This is a genomic window from Verrucomicrobiia bacterium (genome assembly GCA_019634635.1).
In the GTDB taxonomy this organism is placed as follows: domain Bacteria; phylum Verrucomicrobiota; class Verrucomicrobiia; order Limisphaerales; family UBA9464; genus UBA9464.
On sequence record JAHCBB010000008.1, the window covers coordinates 178,506 to 196,566 of the forward strand.

General features: G+C 68.0%; 9 protein-coding genes and 1 pseudogene. 5 read left to right on the plus strand and 5 right to left on the minus strand.

The annotated features are described in order from the left end of the window. Positions 1-72 precede the first annotated feature (72 nt). On the plus strand, positions 73-342 hold the full coding sequence (locus KF791_07920) for an HPr family phosphocarrier protein (GenBank protein ID MBX3732506.1): 270 nt from the start codon (positions 73-75) through the stop codon (positions 340-342). Positions 343-422: 80 nt separating this feature from the next. Here the strand turns inward: KF791_07920 and KF791_07925 are convergent, their stop codons facing one another. Continuing rightward, the gene (locus KF791_07925) at positions 423-731 is read right to left on the minus strand and encodes a DUF3160 domain-containing protein (GenBank protein MBX3732507.1); all 309 of its coding nucleotides are present in this window, start codon (positions 729-731) and stop codon (positions 423-425) included. On the opposite strand from KF791_07925, the gene KF791_07930 reads away from it, so the two are divergent. From KF791_07930 to KF791_07940, 3 genes and pseudogenes are all read left to right on the plus strand, one after another. After that, on the plus strand, positions 711-1,595 hold the full coding sequence (locus KF791_07930) for a PIG-L family deacetylase (protein ID MBX3732508.1): 885 nt from the start codon (positions 711-713) through the stop codon (positions 1,593-1,595). The genes KF791_07925 and KF791_07930 overlap by 21 nt on opposite strands. 110 nt (positions 1,596-1,705) lie before the next feature. Then, positions 1,706-3,346: pseudogene (rimO, locus tag KF791_07935) on the plus strand (30S ribosomal protein S12 methylthiotransferase RimO). A gap of 25 nt (positions 3,347-3,371) precedes the next feature. Then, on the plus strand, positions 3,372-6,869 hold the full coding sequence (locus KF791_07940; protein MBX3732509.1) for a patatin-like phospholipase family protein: 3,498 nt from the start codon (positions 3,372-3,374) through the stop codon (positions 6,867-6,869). An 8-nt stretch (positions 6,870-6,877) separates the two neighbouring features. Here KF791_07940 and KF791_07945 read toward each other — a convergent pair whose 3' ends face one another. Genes KF791_07945 through KF791_07955 form a run of 3 tightly spaced genes read right to left on the minus strand, consistent with a single transcriptional unit; the run spans position 6,878 to position 12,233 of the window. Continuing rightward, a complete protein-coding gene (locus KF791_07945) occupies positions 6,878-9,994 on the minus strand; it encodes an error-prone DNA polymerase (protein MBX3732510.1) in 3,117 nt (1,038 codons plus the stop codon). 43 nt (positions 9,995-10,037) lie between these two features. Then, positions 10,038-11,546, minus strand: a complete 1,509-nt coding sequence (locus KF791_07950) for a DNA polymerase Y family protein (GenBank protein MBX3732511.1) — start codon at positions 11,544-11,546, stop codon at positions 10,038-10,040. 12 nt (positions 11,547-11,558) lie between these two features. Then, complete coding sequence (locus KF791_07955; protein ID MBX3732512.1) at positions 11,559-12,233, minus strand: hypothetical protein; 675 nt, start codon at positions 12,231-12,233, stop codon at positions 11,559-11,561. A gap of 235 nt (positions 12,234-12,468) precedes the next feature. Here KF791_07955 and KF791_07960 point away from each other — a divergent pair, with 235 nt between their 5' ends. After that, the gene (locus KF791_07960) at positions 12,469-13,401 is read left to right on the plus strand and encodes an aldo/keto reductase (GenBank protein ID MBX3732513.1); all 933 of its coding nucleotides are present in this window, start codon (positions 12,469-12,471) and stop codon (positions 13,399-13,401) included. Positions 13,402-13,438: 37 nt separating this feature from the next. Here KF791_07960 and KF791_07965 read toward each other — a convergent pair. Further along, on the minus strand, positions 13,439-18,061 hold a 4,623-nt coding region (locus KF791_07965; GenBank protein MBX3732514.1), incomplete at its 5' end, for a hypothetical protein.

An 18,061-nucleotide genomic window follows, 5' to 3' on the forward strand; every position in this document is an offset into this window, starting at 1 on the left:
GGCACTTATTTTTCGGATCCCGGCTGAACGGGTGGTCGCGGATGCCATCCAATACAGGAAAACCGGAAATCCATGACGCGCACCAAGGTCACCATAGCGTGGAGGGATGGGCTGCACCTCCGCAGGGCCACGGAACTGGTCCGACTCGCCCAGAACTTCAGTTCGCGGATCTGTTTCCACGTGGGCAGCCGCATGGCGGATGGCCGGAGCGTGTTGAGCCTGCTGCTGCTGAGCGCCGGACTGGGAACCGCGCTGGTCATTGAGGCGGCCGGCGCCGACGAGACGGAAGCCCTGCGGGCAATCCAGGATTTCTTCCGCGACAGGAACGCCGGCTTACCATAGCCGCCGGGCTCGCGACCGCTGCAGAAAAGGCTCCGGCGGAGGTGCCACGGGCGTTCGCGACCTCCGCAGTGCCCGGATCGCTACGGCACGGCCGACGGGACGATGTAGGGCTCCGTCCAGGGCGGAAGCGCCGGCGTGTTTCGGTCCTGAACCCGCTGGCCCCAGATTTCGTCGGTGAGCCGGGTCCCATTGGGCTCCCAGAATTCGTAATGGGACAGCGTCGGTCCGGCGTAAAGGATCCGACCGGGACACCGGATGGGTTCGTCCGCCGCATCCTGGAGCAGCGGGCTGGGCCCATCGCTGCCGCGGCCGGAGCCCGCTGCCATTTCGCTTCCGGGTCGGGAGGCCTGCAGTTCATGCTGGCACGGATGCGCGTTCTGCATGTTCACGCCCACTTTGATGATTTCGAGTTCGTCGCCGCCGGAACCTTTGAGCTGTGGCGGCGCCAGCTCGGAGGCGCGTTTGAGGGCCGGGTGGTGGTGTGCACCGACGGACGCTCCGGACACCACCGTCGCACGCGTGAGGAGACGGCCCGGATCCGGCTTGCCGAGCAGGAGGCCAGTGCCCGCATCGGGGGCTATTCCTTCGAGCTCCTTCGCAAACCGGATGGGCGGCCGTTTGAGGAGGCCTGCCGCACCCTGACCACGGACCTGCTCGCCGCCCTGTGGAACGTCATCCGGGAATTCGAGCCCGACTACCTGCTCTGCCCCCCCGTGCCCTCCGACCCGCTGGCTGGGATTCACCCCGATCATGTCACGGTCGCCGAAGCCGTGCGTCGGGTTGCCTATATGATCAACGTCCCGCACGCGTTCCTCGAGGAATACCCCGTGGCCGACGAATCCACGTCGCGGCCGGTCCGCACCCCGGTGATCCTCAACACCTACGACGGCTACATGGCCGGGGCCAACGGCGCCGACCTCGTCGTGGATGTCGAGGAGGCGTTCGACGTCATCGCGGCGGAATCGTGGTGCCATCAGAGCCAGATCAATGAATGGCTGCCCTGGGTGGCCCGCCACCAGATCGAGCCGACGGCCGACCTGGAGGCATGGAAGCAGAAATTGCGCGCCCGGTTCCAACGCCAGGCCCGCGAACTCGGGTTGCCCCCGGGTCGAGCCTGCGAGGTGTTCACGCTGACGGCCTGGGGCATCGTCCCCGAACCCGGCCGTCTGGATCGGGATTTCCCAAACGTCATCACCGATCCCGCCCGTGCCGCCCGCCTCGCCGGTCGCCTGCAGCGATGGATTTCAGCCTGAGTCCCGCCCCCATCCGGCGAAGATTCGCCGTTTCCGGCCGCCGGTGCCTGCCGTAGAGTCGCGATCCGTTGAGCACGTCCGCCACTCTCCCGCCCGCCCGCCCGCGCCGTGTCGGCCTCATTTCCCTCGGTTGCGCCAAGAACCTCGTGGACGCCGAGATCATGCTGGGCTCGCTGCTCCGGGACGGCGTCGAGATTGTGAATGATCCGGCCGAGGCTGACGCGGTGATCGTGAACACCTGCTCGTTCATTGACGCGGCGCAGGAGGAGAGCGTGGACACCATCCTCGAAACCGCCGAACTGCGGACGCGGACGCGTCCCGACCAGGCGGTGATCGTGTCGGGCTGCCTTCCCCAGCGGTTCCGGGAGGAGCTCCCGAAGCTCCTGCCCGAGGTGGATGTGTTCATGGGGATTGACCAGGTGGAACAGGTCGGCGCCATGGTCGAGGAGGCGATCAGCCGCCGGGCCGGGCGCACGGAAGCGCCCGCGCGACCACGCGGACGCTCCGGCATCCAGTCCCGGCTCGCGGAGATCGGGGCCTCCGCGGCCACACCGCATGACCCGGAGGAAGCCGTCCGCGGCACGGAGGCGTTTGGCCGCACGCGCCGCGTGGTGACACCGCCCGCACCGGAGACACGGGTCACCGTGCGCCCGAATTACATCCCGCACTTCGACACCCCCCGCTTCCGTCTGACCCCGCGCCACCTGGCGTATGTGAAGATTGCCGAGGGGTGCAATCATCCCTGCAGCTTCTGCATCATTCCCCGCATGCGGGGATCGCACCGGAGCCGCCCGCAGCCGGATCTCGTCGCGGAGGCCCGGCAACTGATCGCGGACGGAGTCCGCGAATTGAACCTGATCTCGCAGGACTCCACGTACTACGGACTGGATCTGCGTCCAAACCACCGTCGCACCATTTCCTCGCCGCAGAAGTTTTCCGCGGCAACACAGTCGCTGGCCGCCGACGCCACGACACTGTCCACACTGCTGCGCGCGCTCCAATCCCTGGAGGGCGACTTCTGGATCCGCCTCCTGTACACGCATCCGGCGCACTGGACCGACGAGCTGATCCAAACCATTGCCGCGTGCCGGAAAGTGGTCCGCTATGTGGACATGCCCCTGCAGCACATCCATGACGACGTGCTGGCGCGCATGCGACGGGAGACCGACGGACGGTACATTCGCGACTTGATCGCGCGGATCCGCGCGGGGATCCCGGGGATCGCCCTGCGGACCACCTTCATCGTCGGATTTCCGGGCGAGACGGAGGCCCAGTTCCAGGAACTCCTGGACTTCATCACAGAAACCCGGTTCGAGCGGCTTGGCGTATTCGCCTATTCACAGGAGGACGGCACGGTGGCGGGCCGGATGAGCCGCCAGGTGCCGCCCGCCCGACGGCAGGAACGCCGGGAACGCGCCATGGCGGCCCAGAGGACCGTCGCGACCGCGGTGTCGGCATCGTTCGTCGGCCAGACCCTCCGCGTGCTGGTCGAGGGGGAGGCTGCGGCCAATGAACTCGCCAGGGCTCAGGTCAGTTCCTGGGAGCACGGGCTCCTCCGCCAGGAAACCACCGGGACGTCCCTCGATTCAGACGCCGCGCGGCGGGGGCGATACCTGGTGGCCCGGGGCGAGGCGGACGCCCCGGATATTGACGGACGGGTATACATTCGTGGGCGCCTTCCGGCGGGTGACTTCGCCCGGGTGCGGGTCATCGGGCACACCGATTACGATTTGATTGCGGAACCCGACTGACCGGGCCGGAGTCCCGGTATCTCCCATGACACCAACGGCCGCCACCGGACCCAACACCTCCCTGCCCGCCGAGGGGCCGTTTTCATTCCAGCAACTGATCGCCTGCGAGGAGGAACAACTGGGGCTTGCAGGCAGCACGGGGGGAGGACGCCGTCTGGAGTGCCAGGTCTCGGATCCCGGTCCGGCCGAAGAACCCTGGTTGGTATTTACCAACCGCGACCGCGTCGGACTTGCGCTGTCCGGCGGCGGTATCCGCAGCGCGACCTTCAACCTGGGGTTCCTTCAGGCGCTCCAGGACAAAAACCTGCTGGGACTGGTGGACTATGTGGCCACGGTGTCCGGAGGCGGTTATGTGGGCGGGTTCTGGACCGCCTGGCGGCTGCACTCCGCCAAAGCCGACCCGACGGCCGCCCTTCAGTTTCCCGAACCGACGCCACAGCATCTTGCCGTTAGCGGCAACCCGGCGTCGTTGCGGGACGGGCGGGAGCGTCCGGAAATCCGGCATCTCCGCGAATTCAGCCGGTTCCTGATGCCCCGGCTGGGTTTGTTCGAGGTCGAGATGTGGAATGGCGTGGTGGCGGTCCTGGGCGGCCTGATGCCCTCGTTGAGCTTTGCCATCGCGTTTGCCGGGGGTGCCTGGTTGCTCTGGCTGCTCATGGTCGCCGCGACGGTCAGCGTGCCCTGGTTGGTCGCCGGAGTCGTGATGGCCGCGGCCACGTTGGGGATCCATCAGCTTGCCGAACGCGCCTGGCACGCGGTCCACCCGGCCGAAGCGGAGGAGCTTGGGGATGACTCGGTCCGCCGCCTTGCCACCCTCGCCGCAGTCCTTTCGGCCGGGCTGCTGGTCCTGTTGCGGTGGCTCTGGTTGCGCATCCCGGCCAACGGCAGCCGCGTGTTTTCCGGCACCGCCGGAATTGCCGAGGCGGCAGGCCCCTGGATTTACGCCGCGGCGGCCGCATGGGGCATCGCCGGAGGCCTGCTGCTCGCCTTCCGCTTCATCCATCTTGGGAATCCGGACTCCCGGGAACCGCGCCTCTATTTCTCCAGGGCGTTGGATCGCACCATTGCACGATGCCTGGCCCCGGCATTGGTGTGGGCGGGGCTTGGACTGCTGTGGCAGCTGGCGGTGACGTGGTCCAAGGCGGGTGACCGGTGGATCGGCGAGCACGGCGGCGTTACCGGCGGCGCCGCAGTGGGCCTGGGGGCCACCTTTGCCCTGCTGCGGCGCTGGTTGGAGACGTCGGTCAAGGATGCCGGCAAGTCCGGGCTGCTGGACCGGCTCAAGCCGCTGCTGCCGCAATGGATCGCCAACGTGACTGTGGTGGTTTTCTTTCTCTTCCTGGCCCAGTTGCTGGTGGGTCTCGAGGTCAACCGTCCCGGCATGTGGCTGGCCGCTTTTGCGGTCTGTGCGGGGCTGGTGTTCCTCATCCTGAAATGCCTCGATCCGGCGCGGATCGGACTGCACGACTTCTATCGCAGCCGCATCGCGCGCTGCTTTCTCGGTGCAGCCAATCCCGATGCCCTCCGGCAACCGACGCCTCCGGACTACAATCGGCAGACCCACGAGCGCCGGCGCGATGATTTCACCCTGGGCGCCCTGCAGGACGCCACACTCCGGGCCGCCGCGCCAGACGCCAGGGGTTCGCCCCTCCCGTTGCGGCCAATTCATCTCGTTTGCTGCGCCGCCAACCATCTCAATGGCGACCCGCTGTCCAGCCTGTATCGAGGCGCCCGGAGCGCCGTCGTCTCGCAGCGCGGACTGAGCCTGGGCGACCAGACCCGCCAGCTTCCCGCGTTGTCCTTTGCGGCCGCACTGACCGCCTCGGCCTCGGCATTCAACTCGCAGATGGGCGCCATCTCGATGTCGCTCGGCCCGGCGGTCACCTTCCTCATGGTCGCGCTGAACCTGCGGCTCGGGCTCTGGCTGCCCCACCCCGGCGGCAACCGTCCGATGGTGCCCACGTTTCCCGGACGGCTGTTTCTCTGCGAGCTGTTCGGATGGACCAACGCCGCGCCCCCCTCCGGACCGGACACCACCGCTCCGGATTACGTCCACCTCTCCGATGGCGCGCATTTTGAGAACTTTGGCTTCTACGAACTCATCCGCCGTCACTGCCGGTATGTGATCCTCTGCGACTGCGGTGCGGATCCCGAGAACACCTTCGACGACTTCGCCACCAGCCTGCGGCGCGTGCGCGAGGATTTCGGGGTGGAGGTGGAGATTGACTTTGCGCCGCTGCGGCCGGGTCCGAACGGCCTGAGCGCCCAGCACGTGGCGGTGGGCACGATCCACTACGACGGACTCGGCGGCGCGGACAAGGGCACGCTGCTCTATGTCAAGCCGGTGCTGACCGGCGACGAGCCCTGTGACGTCGCCCAGTACCGCACCCTGAACCCCGAGTTTCCCCAGCAGACCACGGCGGACCAGTTCTACGATGAGGCGCAGTGGGAATCCTACCGGCGGCTGGGCATGCATGCGGGCCATGTGCTGTTCCGGTTTGCGGATGAAGTCCCGCGGGACCACCGGATGGCCGCCGAGCGGGTCTTCTTCAGGGCGTCGCGCCTCTGGAAGCCCGGATGGCGCGATTCGAGCGATGAACTGCTGGCACTGGCCCAACGCGCCGCGTCCCTGGAGGCTGCGATCCGGGACGGGGCTCCGCCGCACCTTCGCGCCGAATTTTTCCCCGAGGTCTTTCCCGAGGCCGCGGTTCCGCCCCCGTCCCCCGATGAGGAAGCGCGGACTTTGTTCTACTTGATGCAGGTCGCCCAGCTGATGGAGGACGCCTGGTCCCTGTGTCATCTCGGCACGGAGGCCCAGCATCCGGTCAACGAGGGCTGGATGGCGTACATCAGCCGTTGGGCCGTGACCCCGAGCCTGCGTCGCTGGTGGCCATTGCTGGCCTCGATGTACTGTTACGATTTCCGGAAATTCCTCGGTTCCCGCTTCCAATTGGGCGTCGGGCGGGAGCCCGGCCACCCGCCGCAAACGCCTCCGAGGCTGACGCTGCACCCGGTGGACCGTCCGGATCCCGCGGGAATGGCCTGGCGGGAATGGACCCACCGCGGCCTGCAGTTTGCCCACCAGGTCCGGACACCATCGGAGCCGGCGCCACAACGTCAGTGGTTCGAACTGAGGTTTGAAATGGCTCCCCTCGCCGGACAGGCCACCGGAACGGTCCTGCAGGTGGGCTTTGTTCCCGTGGAACGGTTCAGCGAGGACGACGTGGCCGTGGCCCGGCTGGCGGCCGGTGACTTCTTCATTCCCGACGCCCTGCACGGCTGCGGTTTTATTGATGTGCAGCTCGACGCACTGATCGGGCACTTCAAATCCGGCGGGGAGGTACGGGAAATGCGGGTCACCTTTGACACCTCGGACCGGCGGCGTGACCCAAACTCGCGCCTGAAGCGGGTTCACTGGATCGGCTTCTTCAAAAGCCGCCATTTTGCCTACCGACGCCGTCCCGGCGCCCCTGCCGGCTCCGAAATCGAGGAGTTGTCACGCGACCTCCGCGACACCGGATAGCGGCCCGCCTACCCAAAATCGTGGGATCCAGCGGTGCGGAGCCGGGCAATCTCAAGGGCGTGGATCCGAACCGCCTGCACATGCGTGGTGCCCTCCCGCTGCTGCACGCGCCCCTCAATCCGCAGAAACGGCTCGCGGGTGATCTTGAGCCGCTCCCGTTCAAACAACCCGGGCGCGACGATCACGTTGGCGATGCCGGTTTCGTCTTCAAGGCTGACAAAGCAGACGCCCTTTGCCGTGCCCGGACGTTGCCGGCAGATGACCTGTCCGGCGACCTCCACCCGGAGACCCTGCGGCGCCCGCCGCAGGGCCGCGGCGCTCAGCACGCCCGGCAGCGCAGGTCGCAGGGGCTCCATGGGATGCGGACCCGTGGTCAGCCGCAGTCCCGCATAATCCGCCTGGATCCGTTCCCACGCATCCATGGGACGCAGCGGCGAGGCCTCTGCGATCTTCCCGGACGCGACACCGTCCAGCAAGTCGTCGGGTCGCACCTCGCGCTCCACATTCCAAAGCGCCGCACGCCGGTGCGGAGCGAGTGCATTGAGGGCGCCGATGGACGCCAGGGTGCGGCGCTCGTCCCGGGTGAATCGGGTCCGTCCGAGAAACTCGCTGAGGGAAGCAAACGGCACCCGTTCCCGCGCGGCCAGCATCTGGTCTGCCGCCCCGCGGGACAGTCCGTCCACCTGCTGCAGGCCGAGGCGCAGGTGGCCGTCCTCCTCGATCACCGTCTCCCACCGGGACCGGACGACGCAGACGGGCCGGCAACGGATGCCGTGGCGCCGGGCGTCACGGATTAGTGTCGCGGGGACGTAAAAGCCCATGGGCTGCTGGTTCAGCAGGGCGCAAAAGAACTCCGCAGTCCGGTGCACCTTGAGGTAGGCGCTGGCATAGGCGAGGAAGGCAAAGCTGATGGCGTGCGACTCGGGGAACCCGTACAGCGCGAACGACCCGACGGCCTGAACAATGTGGTCCGTGACCGCCGGGGCCACGCCGGCCCGCTGCATGGCCGCCCGCAAACGAGCCGTGGCGCGCTGCATCCGCTCGTCGGAACGGTGGAAGCTCATCGCCCGGCGCAACTCCTCGGCCTCATCCCCGGAGATGTCCGCCAGGGTCATCGCCATGGCCAGCATTTGCTCCTGGAACAACGGCACCCCAAGGGTCCGCTCCAGGACCGGCTTGAGCCGCGCCTCGTCGCCATAGTAGGTCACCGGTTCCTCCCCGTTGCGCCGGCGCAGGTAGGGATGTGCCAGGTCCCCCTGGATCGGACCCGGACGAATGATCGCGACCTCAATGACCAGGTGGTAGAACGTTTCGGGACGCATCCGCGGCAGGGTCGCCATCTGGGCGCGGCTCTCGATCTGGAACACGCCGATGGTGTCGGCGCGGCGGATCATCTCAAAGGTTGCCGGGTCGTCCTCGGGGAGTCGTGCCAGGTCCACCGGACGCCCCCGCGCCGCGGACAGCGTCACGGTCTCCTGCAGCGCCGCCAGCATACCCAGGCCGAGCAGGTCCAGCTTGATGATCCCAAGGTCCTCGCAGTCGTCCTTGTCCCACTGGGCCACCACCCGCCCCGGCATGGAGGCATTCTCCAGGGGCACGAACCGGTTGAGGCGGTCCTGGCCGAGAATCATGCCGCCGGAGTGCTGTCCGAGATGCCGCGGCAGACCCCGGATCTGTCCGTAGAGCGTGGCAAATGCGGGGGCGGCCGGGTGGGCTTTGGACAGCCCTGCCGTCTCCATCTGGCGCAGCAGATCCAGGGTGTGCGGAAAGTCGCCGCTCGCAAACAAGGCCGAGAACCGTTCCAGCACATCGGCCGGCAGTCCCAGCACCTTGCCGATCTCCCGCGCGGTGCTGCGTCCGCGGTAGGTGATGAAGGCGCCGGTCATGGCCGCGCCGTGCGGGCCGTAGCGGCGGTACACCTCCTGGATCACCTGTTCCCGCCGGTCGCCGCTGGGGAGGTCGAGGTCAATGTCGGGCCATCCCTTGCGGGACTCGCTCAGGAACCGCTCGAACAGGACGTTGAATCGCACCGGGTCCACCGCCGTGATGCCCAGGCAGTAGCACACCGCGCTGTTGGCGGCGCTGCCGCGTCCCTGGGCGAGGATGTCCCGCTCCCGGCAGTACCGCACCAGGTCCGCCACGATCAGGAAATAGCCCGCAAATCCGAGACGTTCGATGAGGGCGAGCTCCTTGTGGAGCAGCGCCTGAACCTTGTCCGGAACCACGCCACCATACCGGTTTCGCGCGCCGCGCCAGGTCCAGTCCCGCAGCACCCCTTCCATCGTCTCCCCGGAGCCCACCGGAAACCGTGGAAACTCATACCCGAGGTCCCGCAGTTCGAAGCGGAGCCGGTCGGCGAGCCGCACCGTGTTCTCAACCGCTGCGGGCAGATCCCTGAAGAGCCGCCGCATGAGGTCCGGCGACTTCAGGTGACGTTCGTCATTGGCGGCAAGACGCCTGCCCGCCTCGCGCAGCGTGGTGTGATGGCGCAGGCAGGCGAAGACGTCCATCACGCGGCGCCCCTCCGGCGTGGCGTGCAGAACGCCGTTGGTGGCCAGCAGCGGCAGCCGGTGACTTTCAGCCAGGGTCGCCAGCGCGCTGTGGACACGGTCCTCGCCGGGCAGGAAATGGCGCTGGACCTCGACATACACCCGGTCCGGACCAAACGCGGCCTGAAGCCGGCGCAGCACCTCACCCACCGCCCCGCCATCCGGAGCGTGCAGCGCCCTCCGGAGCGGCCCCTCCTCGTCCCCGGTCAGCGCTACCAGTCCGTCGGCGAATTCCGGCAGTTCATCCCACCGAATCGTTCCAGCCCCCTTGGACGACCGCAGGTGGGCCCGGGTGAGCAGGGTGCAGAGGTGGTGGTAGCCGGTCCGATTCTCAACCAGCACCGGCAAGACCGAGCCGTCCTCAAGGACCAGCTCGGCTCCGAAGACCGGTCGCACACCGACAGCCGCGGCAGCCGGGCTGAACCGGGGCGCGCCGGAGACGCCCATGCGATCGCAGAGCGCCAGCACCGGCAGCCCCTGTTCCCCGGCGGCGGCCGCCAGCGACTCCGGCAGCGAGCCGCCCCGCAGGAAGCTGAAGGCGCTCCGGGCATGCAATTCGACGTAGGGGGTGGCCATGGGGAGTCCCGTTCGAATTCGCAGAGCTCACTCCCTCCCGCGCTCAGTCGGCCACGGCATCCGCAGTCCACGCCCCGTCCCGACAGACCAGACGCCACACCTGATGATGCCGGATCTGGACATCCCAGGATTCCTCCCGCCAGCCGTCCGCCTCCCACCAACCACCGGACAGCCGCCGCGGGCCGAGCGCCAGGGTGATCCTGCCGGAAACCACTGGACTTTGGACGGTCCGGGGCTCGGGGGCGGGATCCGCATCCGATGGCTGCAGGGTGACCGTGGCGGGGAGGGCCGGACGGCAGCGCCGCATCGGGGTGGGCCGGAGCCGGTCGTTGCCGCGGGCTGCCGGCACCGTCGGAGCGTTCTCGAAATCCGGCGGCAGCAACCGGAAAGCACCCGGCCGGTGCGTCTCCTCCCGCACCGGAGTGCCCACACGGTCGGCACCGACCAACGCGCTGAGACGGGCCAGCGTTTCCTGGAACTGATTGGGATCCCGCAGGGCCGCCTCAAAAAGGCTGAACTGATGCTGCGCGGGACGCGCAGGGTCGGCGCGAAGCCCCACCCCGGTGATGGGGGCGTCGGTCCGAACCCCCTCCAGGTGCGTGTGCAGCATCCGGAAGAGCGACCCGGCGGCCCGGGTCGGCTGGGGCACGCGCAGGCATCGCTCGAGCACCGCACCGGATTCGAGACGCAGGCTGAGGTGCAGGGCCTCGGCCACCCGCCCACAGGCCTCCAGCCGGCATTCGATCTGCCCGGCAAACCGGCGCAGCACAAACAGCAGCGGCTCCAGGGTCTCCACCGGCAGCTCCAGATCGAGCGATTCCTCAAAGCGCTCCACGGGACGCACCAGATTCAACGGCCGTACGGCTCCGGCCGAAGCCGCAGCAAACAGCGCAAAAGCCTCAAGCCCCAGCCGCTCCGCCAGTTCGGCCTGACCCAGCGCCAGCACCTCCCCGACGGTCCGGATGCCCCACTGGTGGAGGATCTCCGCCACATGCGGCGACGGCTCGAGCGCCGCCACCGGCAGCGACCCGATAAACACGCCCGCGTCGGTGACCCGTTCGATCCCGTCGCTCCAACGGGCTGCATGGCGGGCGACATTCGGGGTCGGACCGGCACCCACCCGGGCGTTCAATCCAAGGCCGGACACGGCGGATTGAAGCCGCCGCGCCCAGGCCGCCAGGGGCGCTGCAGACCCATCGCCTTCCTTCGAGGTCAACGCCGTCAGGCCCCGCAGATCCAGCGTCAGCATCCCGGGTCCGGTGATCTCCACGTTCGGCGTGAAGCCAAAGACCACCTGCACCAGGGCCTCGGTCGCCACGGCCTCCTGGACCGCCGACCGATGGCGGACCCGCACCGACCGGCAGCGCGCCAGCGCCTGCACTGCGGTCTGGCCCTCCTCCACCCCGGCGAGGGCGGCGGACGCCGTTCGCTGAATCACCCGCGGCGTGCTGTGCCCGGGATCCACAAGGGCCACCGGATCTGACGCGGCGCCGGGATCCAGACGGAGCACCGCCTGCAGCGCAAAATCGGGAAGATGGAGGACGGCAAACATCGGCGGATCCACTCATGCCGTTCCGGCGAGTGTTCCTTCGAACACCCCGGTTTCCTGGCGCAACAGCTCAAACCGCAGTCCGGCGGCCACGGCCTCCGGGCCCGCGGCAACCCGTTCCAGGTCCATTCCGCCGTCCACCCGAACCCGCACATCCGCGGCGCCGACCAACGCGTGCGGAGTGATCACCAGCAGGGTGGTGCCGTGGTGTTCGACCAGCCGGCTGAAGCGGAACCAAAGGTTCGAGGGCACGCGCTGCAGTTCCCGTGTCCGGACGGGCTTCAGATCGAGGATCACCAGCGGCAGGTTTCGGTCGCGCAGCAGGAGGTCTGCAGCCTTCAGGGCTTCTCCCGCCCCGGCACATCGCACCCAGAGCATCCGCGCCAACACCTCCGGCAGCGCCGCATCCACGTCGAAGCTGTCCGCCCCGTCCACCAGTGCCGTGAACCGCCCGGATTGTGCCACCGCGTGCAGCACCGCATGCAGCACCTGCGCACTGCCGGAACCATTTCCCTTCCCGACCAGCTCTGTGATGGACCCCTCCGCAAGCCCCCCTCCCAGCAGGTTGTCCAGCGCCGGCAACCGGGTGGGATGGACCGGGGGCGCCGGCACCGGACGCCGAACCTGGGCCCGTGGGAACCGTTCGGCGAGCAGGCGGCGCAGGTCAACGATGTTTGCGGCGGCGGCCATGATGCAGATCGGCCCGGTCCGGCGGATTGCCGTCCGGGAAGCGACGGTATCCCGGAGGCGTCCGGACGAAACCGGAAATCTGGACCGGCACACCCTGCCACCATGCCACGGACAATGGCCGTCCGGGGGGGATGTCCGGCATGGTTCACCAGCCGTCCGCTCCCATGTCCCGGCGGGGCCTCCCGGAATCCCGGGGTCTTGCCCCGCTCCACCGCGCCACCGCAGACTGGCGCCCATGGAGACCCGTCCGCTCGGCCGCACCGGCCTGCACCTTCCCATCCTTGGTTTCGGCGCCAGCTCCCTCGGCCAGGAATTCCGAAGCGTCACCGTGGACGAGGCGCTGCGGAGCGTCCGCGTGGCCCTCGACTGCGGCCTCCGGCTCCTTGACACCTCCCCGTTCTACGGTCGCGGCATGAGCGAGGTGTTGCTGGGGCTGGCGCTGAAGGGGGTGCCCCGCGACCAGTACGTGCTGTGCACCAAGATCGGGCGCTACGATCTGGAGCACTTCGACTTTTCGCCCCGGCGGGTCGTGGAGTCGGTGGATGTCTCCCTGCACCGGTTGGGCACCGACCATCTGGATATCGTCCTCTGCCACGACATCGAGTTCGTCGAGCTTGGCCCGGTGATTGAGGAGACGATCCCCGCGCTGCGCCGGCTGGTGGAGGCGGGCAAGGTGCGGTTCATCGGGTTCAGCGGATATCCGCAAAAGATCTTTCACGAAGTCTGCGGGCGGACGGACGTGGACTGCGTGCTCAGCTACAACCAGTACACGCTGCAGAACACCCGGTTTGCCGATGAGACGGTTCCTCATCTCAAGTCGCGGGGCATCGGGGTCCTCAACGCGGGCCCCTTCAGTGCGCGCCTGCTGACCAACGCGCCGCTGCCGGCGTGGTTGAAGGAGCCGGAGGCGGTCCAGGCGGCGGCCCGCGAGGCGGCGGCCCTGTGTGCGCGTCGGGGATCGGACATCGCCAAACTGGCGCTACAGTTCTCCTGCACGCACCCCGACATCACCACCACACTCGCCGGCAGTGCCAACCCGGAAAACATCCGTCGGTGGGCCTCCTGGATTGCCGAGCCGCTGGACCGGGAACTGCTGTCCGAAGTGCAGGCGATTTTCGCCCCCGTGAAGAACATCGGCCACACCGAAGGCCTGCCGCAGAACAACTGACAAGCGCCCGCCCGCCTGTCGGCTGCTGCATCCCCGGTCAGTACGGCTGGAGGGCGCGTTCATCCGCTACGGTTCGAATCCGCAGGAAGCGTGGCCCGCCCTGTTCGAGGGGCACGGGATCCATCACCGTCATCTGGTGGTGATCCCCCAGGAACTCCTCACGGATCGTCAAGACCTTCACCTCCACCCAGTGGGTGAGGTCCCGGGAGGCTTCCACGATAAATCGGACACCTGGATCCATGGGCTCCGGCCGGTCATAGGTCAGGGTGAGATGATCCCAGCCGTTCAAGGTCACGACGCCATTCACCGCCTCAGGGATGGACGCCAGCCTCAGCCTGGAACTGCCCGAAGCGGACGGGGCAGCACGGACCCGGGCCGTGGCAACGGTGCCACCGGCCCCGGACCCGCTGGCCGGCAGGGCCTCGACCCGCAGGTAATCGTATTGGACCCAATACGACAGTCCGGTGCCCGACGGCCCCGTACGCACGATCTCGATGCTGTTGGCCCCGGCACTGGCCTGCACGGCGCTCGCCAGCACTTCCATCACCAGATTGGTGGTCTGGGAGATCCGTCCCGACCACAGCACCGTGCCCGCCCCGCCCTGGTTCCGGAAGCGGACCACCATGTCGTGATCCCCGAACCCGGGCTGTTTCACCCCGCTCACCATCCAGCCTCCGTTCACCAGTTCCATGGTGATGCGCACGCGGGCAGCGGCAGCCACCTGCGCCGCCCCGAACACCAGATGCACCCGGTTGGTCCGATCCCCGATCGTGTGCGCCCGTTCCCATGCCCACCACGGTTCGTCGTTGGGCACTTGCCGCTCGCCCGTCAGCCCGTTGAAGCCGGCCGGATACACCCCGGCGAAGTAGTAGTCATCGTCGGCACCGGGGTTGGTCCCGGCCACATACTGCGGATCCCCGGGAATCCGGCTCACGTTGCCCGGTGGCGCGTCGTTCCTCCCGTTCTCCGCACTGAACTCCGCCGTGGGCGTGTACGGCAGCACCGCCGGGTGATCATCCAACCCCAGCATCCACACCGTGCGCGCCAGTTCGACGGTGGGAGCCGTCACCGTGACGTTGAAACTCTTTGTATCGCTTAAGGGCGGAGTCCCGTTGTCGGTAACCCGCACGCTCACCCCGTACGCTCCGGGCGCCTGCGCCAACGTCGGCGTCCACTGAACCAGGCCTCCGGAGCTCACGGTCAGCCCCGCCGGCCCGCTCACCAGTCCGTAGGTCAGCGTCTGGCCCGGCACGTCCCCATCGCCCGCCTCCAACTGCAGCGTCAGGGGGCTCAACGCGCTCACCTCCCGGTCGGCCACCGCCGCCAGCACCGGTGCCTGGTTGCCTCCCCCAAGCGCCTCGACCCGCAGATAATCGTATTGAACCCAGTACGAGTAGCCGGCGCCCGCGGGGCCCGTGCGCACGATCTCGATGCTGTTGGCCCCCGCACTGGCCTGCACCGCACTCGCCAGCACTTCCATCACCAGATTCGTGGTCTGCGACACCCGCCCCGACCACAGCACGGTCCCCACTCCAAGGCGGTTCCGGAATCGCACCACCATGTCGTGGTCTCCAAACCCGGGCTGAGACACCGAATTCAGCATCCAGCCTCCACTCACCAATTCCGTGCTGACCCGCAGTCGAGCCCCAGCGGCCACCTGCGCCGCCCCGAGCACCAGATGCACCCGGTTGGTCCGGTCCCCGATCGTATGCGCCCGCTCCCACGCCCACCACGGCTCATCGTTGGGCACCCGCCGTTCGGCGCTCAACCCGTTGAACCCGGCCGGGTACACTCCGGCAAAGTAGTAGTCATCGTCGGCCACCGGATTGCTTCCGGCCAGGTACTCTGGATCCCCGGGCAGACGCGACACCAGTCCGGGAGGCGCATCATTCTTTTTGTTCTCTTGACTGAACTCCGCCGTCGGCCGGTACGGCAGCACCGCCGGATCATCGTCCACCCCCAGCATCCACACCGTGCGCGCCAGTTCGACGGCCGGAGTCGTGACCGTGATGTTGAAACTCTTCGTGTCGCTCAAGGGCGGGGTGCCGCTGTCGGTGACCTGCACGGTCACCGGGTATTCTCCCGGCCCCTGTGCCAGTGGCGGTGTCCAGGCCAACAACCCTCCCGGGCTGACCGAAAGCCCCTCGGGTCCGCTCACCAGCCCGTACGTCAGGGTCTGTGCCGGCTCATCGCCGTCCGTCGCCTCCAACTGCAGCGTCAGGGGGCTCAGCGGCGCCACGCTCTGATCCCCCACCTCCGCCAGCGCGGGCGGCGTGTTACCGCCACCTCCCGGCAAAGCTTGGACCCTGAGATAATCGTACTGGATCCAGTAGGACAGACCGGCGCCTGCGGGGCCCGTGCGCACGATCTCGATGGTATTGGCCCCGGCACTGGCCTGCACGGCGCTCGCCAGCACTTCCATCACCAGATTGGTGGTCTGGGAGATCCGCCCCGACCACAGCACCGTGCCCGCCCCGCCCTGGTTTCGGAAGCGGACCACCATGTCGTGATCTCCGAACCCGGGCTGTTTCACCCCGTTCAACATCCAGCCTCCGTTCACCAGTTCCATGGTGATGCGCACGCGGGCAGCGGCGGCCACCTGCGCCGCCCCGAGCACCAGATGCACCCGGTTGGTGCGGTCCCCGATCGTGTGCGCCCGCTCCCACGCCCACCACGGTTCATCGTTGGGGACCTGCAGTGCACCACTCAGCCCGTTGAAGCCCGCCGGATACACTCCGGCGAAGTAATGGTCGTCATCCGATCCCGGATTGGTCTCAGCCACATACTGCGGATCTCCAGGGAGTCGGCTGACCCTGCCCGGTGGCGCGTCATTCCTTCCGTTCTCCGCACCAAACTCCGCCGTCGGCCGGTACGGCTGCACCGCCGGATCATCGTCCACCCCCAGCATCCACATCGTGCGCGCCAGTTCGACGGTTGGAGCGCTCACCGTGATGTTGAAACTCTTCGTGTCACTCAACGGTGGCGTCCCGTTGTCGCTGACCTGAACGCTCACCCCATACGTTCCGGGGGCCTGCGCCAGGGTCGCCGTCCAACTCACCAGCCCTTCCGCACTAACCGTCAGGCCTTCGGGCCCGCTCACCAACCCATACATCAGCGTTTGTGCCGGCACGTCCCCATCGCTCGCCTCCAACTGGACTGTCAGGGGGCTCAGCGCGTTGACCTCCCGGTCGGCCACCGCCGCCAGCACCGGTGCCTGGTTCACCTCGGACACACCAACCGTGAACTGGACTTGGGTCCCCAATGGACGCGCTCCGTTGTCGGTTACCAGCACCGTTACCGGGTACTGACCCGGTCCCTGGGCTTCCGTCGGGGTCCAGTTGAGCAACCCCGCCGCACTCACCGTCATTCCCGCCGGGCCTCCGAGTAGCCAGTAGGTCAAGGTCTGTACCGGTTGTTCCGCATCCGTCGCTTCCAGTTGCAGGGTCAACGGCGTCAACTCCTCTACCGCCAGGTCAGCCACCGCACCCACCACCGGTGCGGTATTGCCCGCCTCGACCCGCACCTCCACCCGTCCCAGCGTGCTCAGGGACGGCTCGAACCCGTCCCGTACCCTCACCAGCACCACTTGCGTCGTCCCCGCCAGTCCAGCCGGGGGCGTCCATGCCAGCATCCCCACCGCGCTCAGCGTCAGTTCCGCCGGTCCCTTCACCAACTCAAACTCCAGGGCCGATGCCGGACCGTCCGCATCCGTCCCTTCCAACATCCGGGTCAGACTCTCACCCACCCGCGCCCGGATCACTCCCATCGGCGTCAACTCCGGCCGTACCCCAAGTGCATCGCCCCCACCGGTCCGTCCTTCCAGCGTGAGATTGTCAAAGCGGTTGTTCCCGGCCGTGCCCCCGCCGCCCTGCTCCACCGCAATCCGGATCCCAAAGAGCGGATTGTCCGCCACTCCGGCCACCCCGCTGAAATCCAGCCGCACCACGGCCGGAGCCGCATCCATCACCGTCACGGTCCGGAAGGCCTGGTAGATCTCCCCGTCCGTTGTGTAGCTGACCTGCTGCGTTCTCGCCCCCTGACCCGATCGCCGCGTCTCATACTGCACCACCACCGAATCCAATCCCGTCGTCGGCAATGCCACCTCCAGCAACGTTCCGACCGGATTGTTCACCCGCAGGTGGGTTCCCGCCCCGGCGTCCCCCTGCGCATTGATCCCCGCAAACTCCTGGCCGCTGTCCGCCACCACCGCCGTGGTCGGCCCCGGCACCACCCTCAGGCCCATCGCCCCGGCCCCCCACTGCGCCTCCAGCAGGCCCTCCACCTCGTTGAAGCTCCAATATTGCCGCACCACCCGCGTCGGCCCCGGCACGAACACGGCGGTCACCGACGCCGCATGATCCAGCGGCCACTCCAGCGTCTCCGAAGCCTCCATCCCCACCGGCACATCCCCGGTCCAGTGGCTGAACGCATAGCCGGGCGCAGGCAACGCCCGCAGCTTCAAGGGCAGCCCTCCAAAATACGATCCCGTCCACGGAAACGCCGGTTCCGGTACTCCCGGCTCTCCGGGCCCCACCCGGATGGTGTTCACCCCCACCTTCCCACCCCCTTCCGGAGTCACCGCCACCGTCACCACGTGCTCCGCTCCCAGGTTGAAGAACTCTCGAAGGTGCGCGCGGACATGCCCGGGTCGATTCCGGCC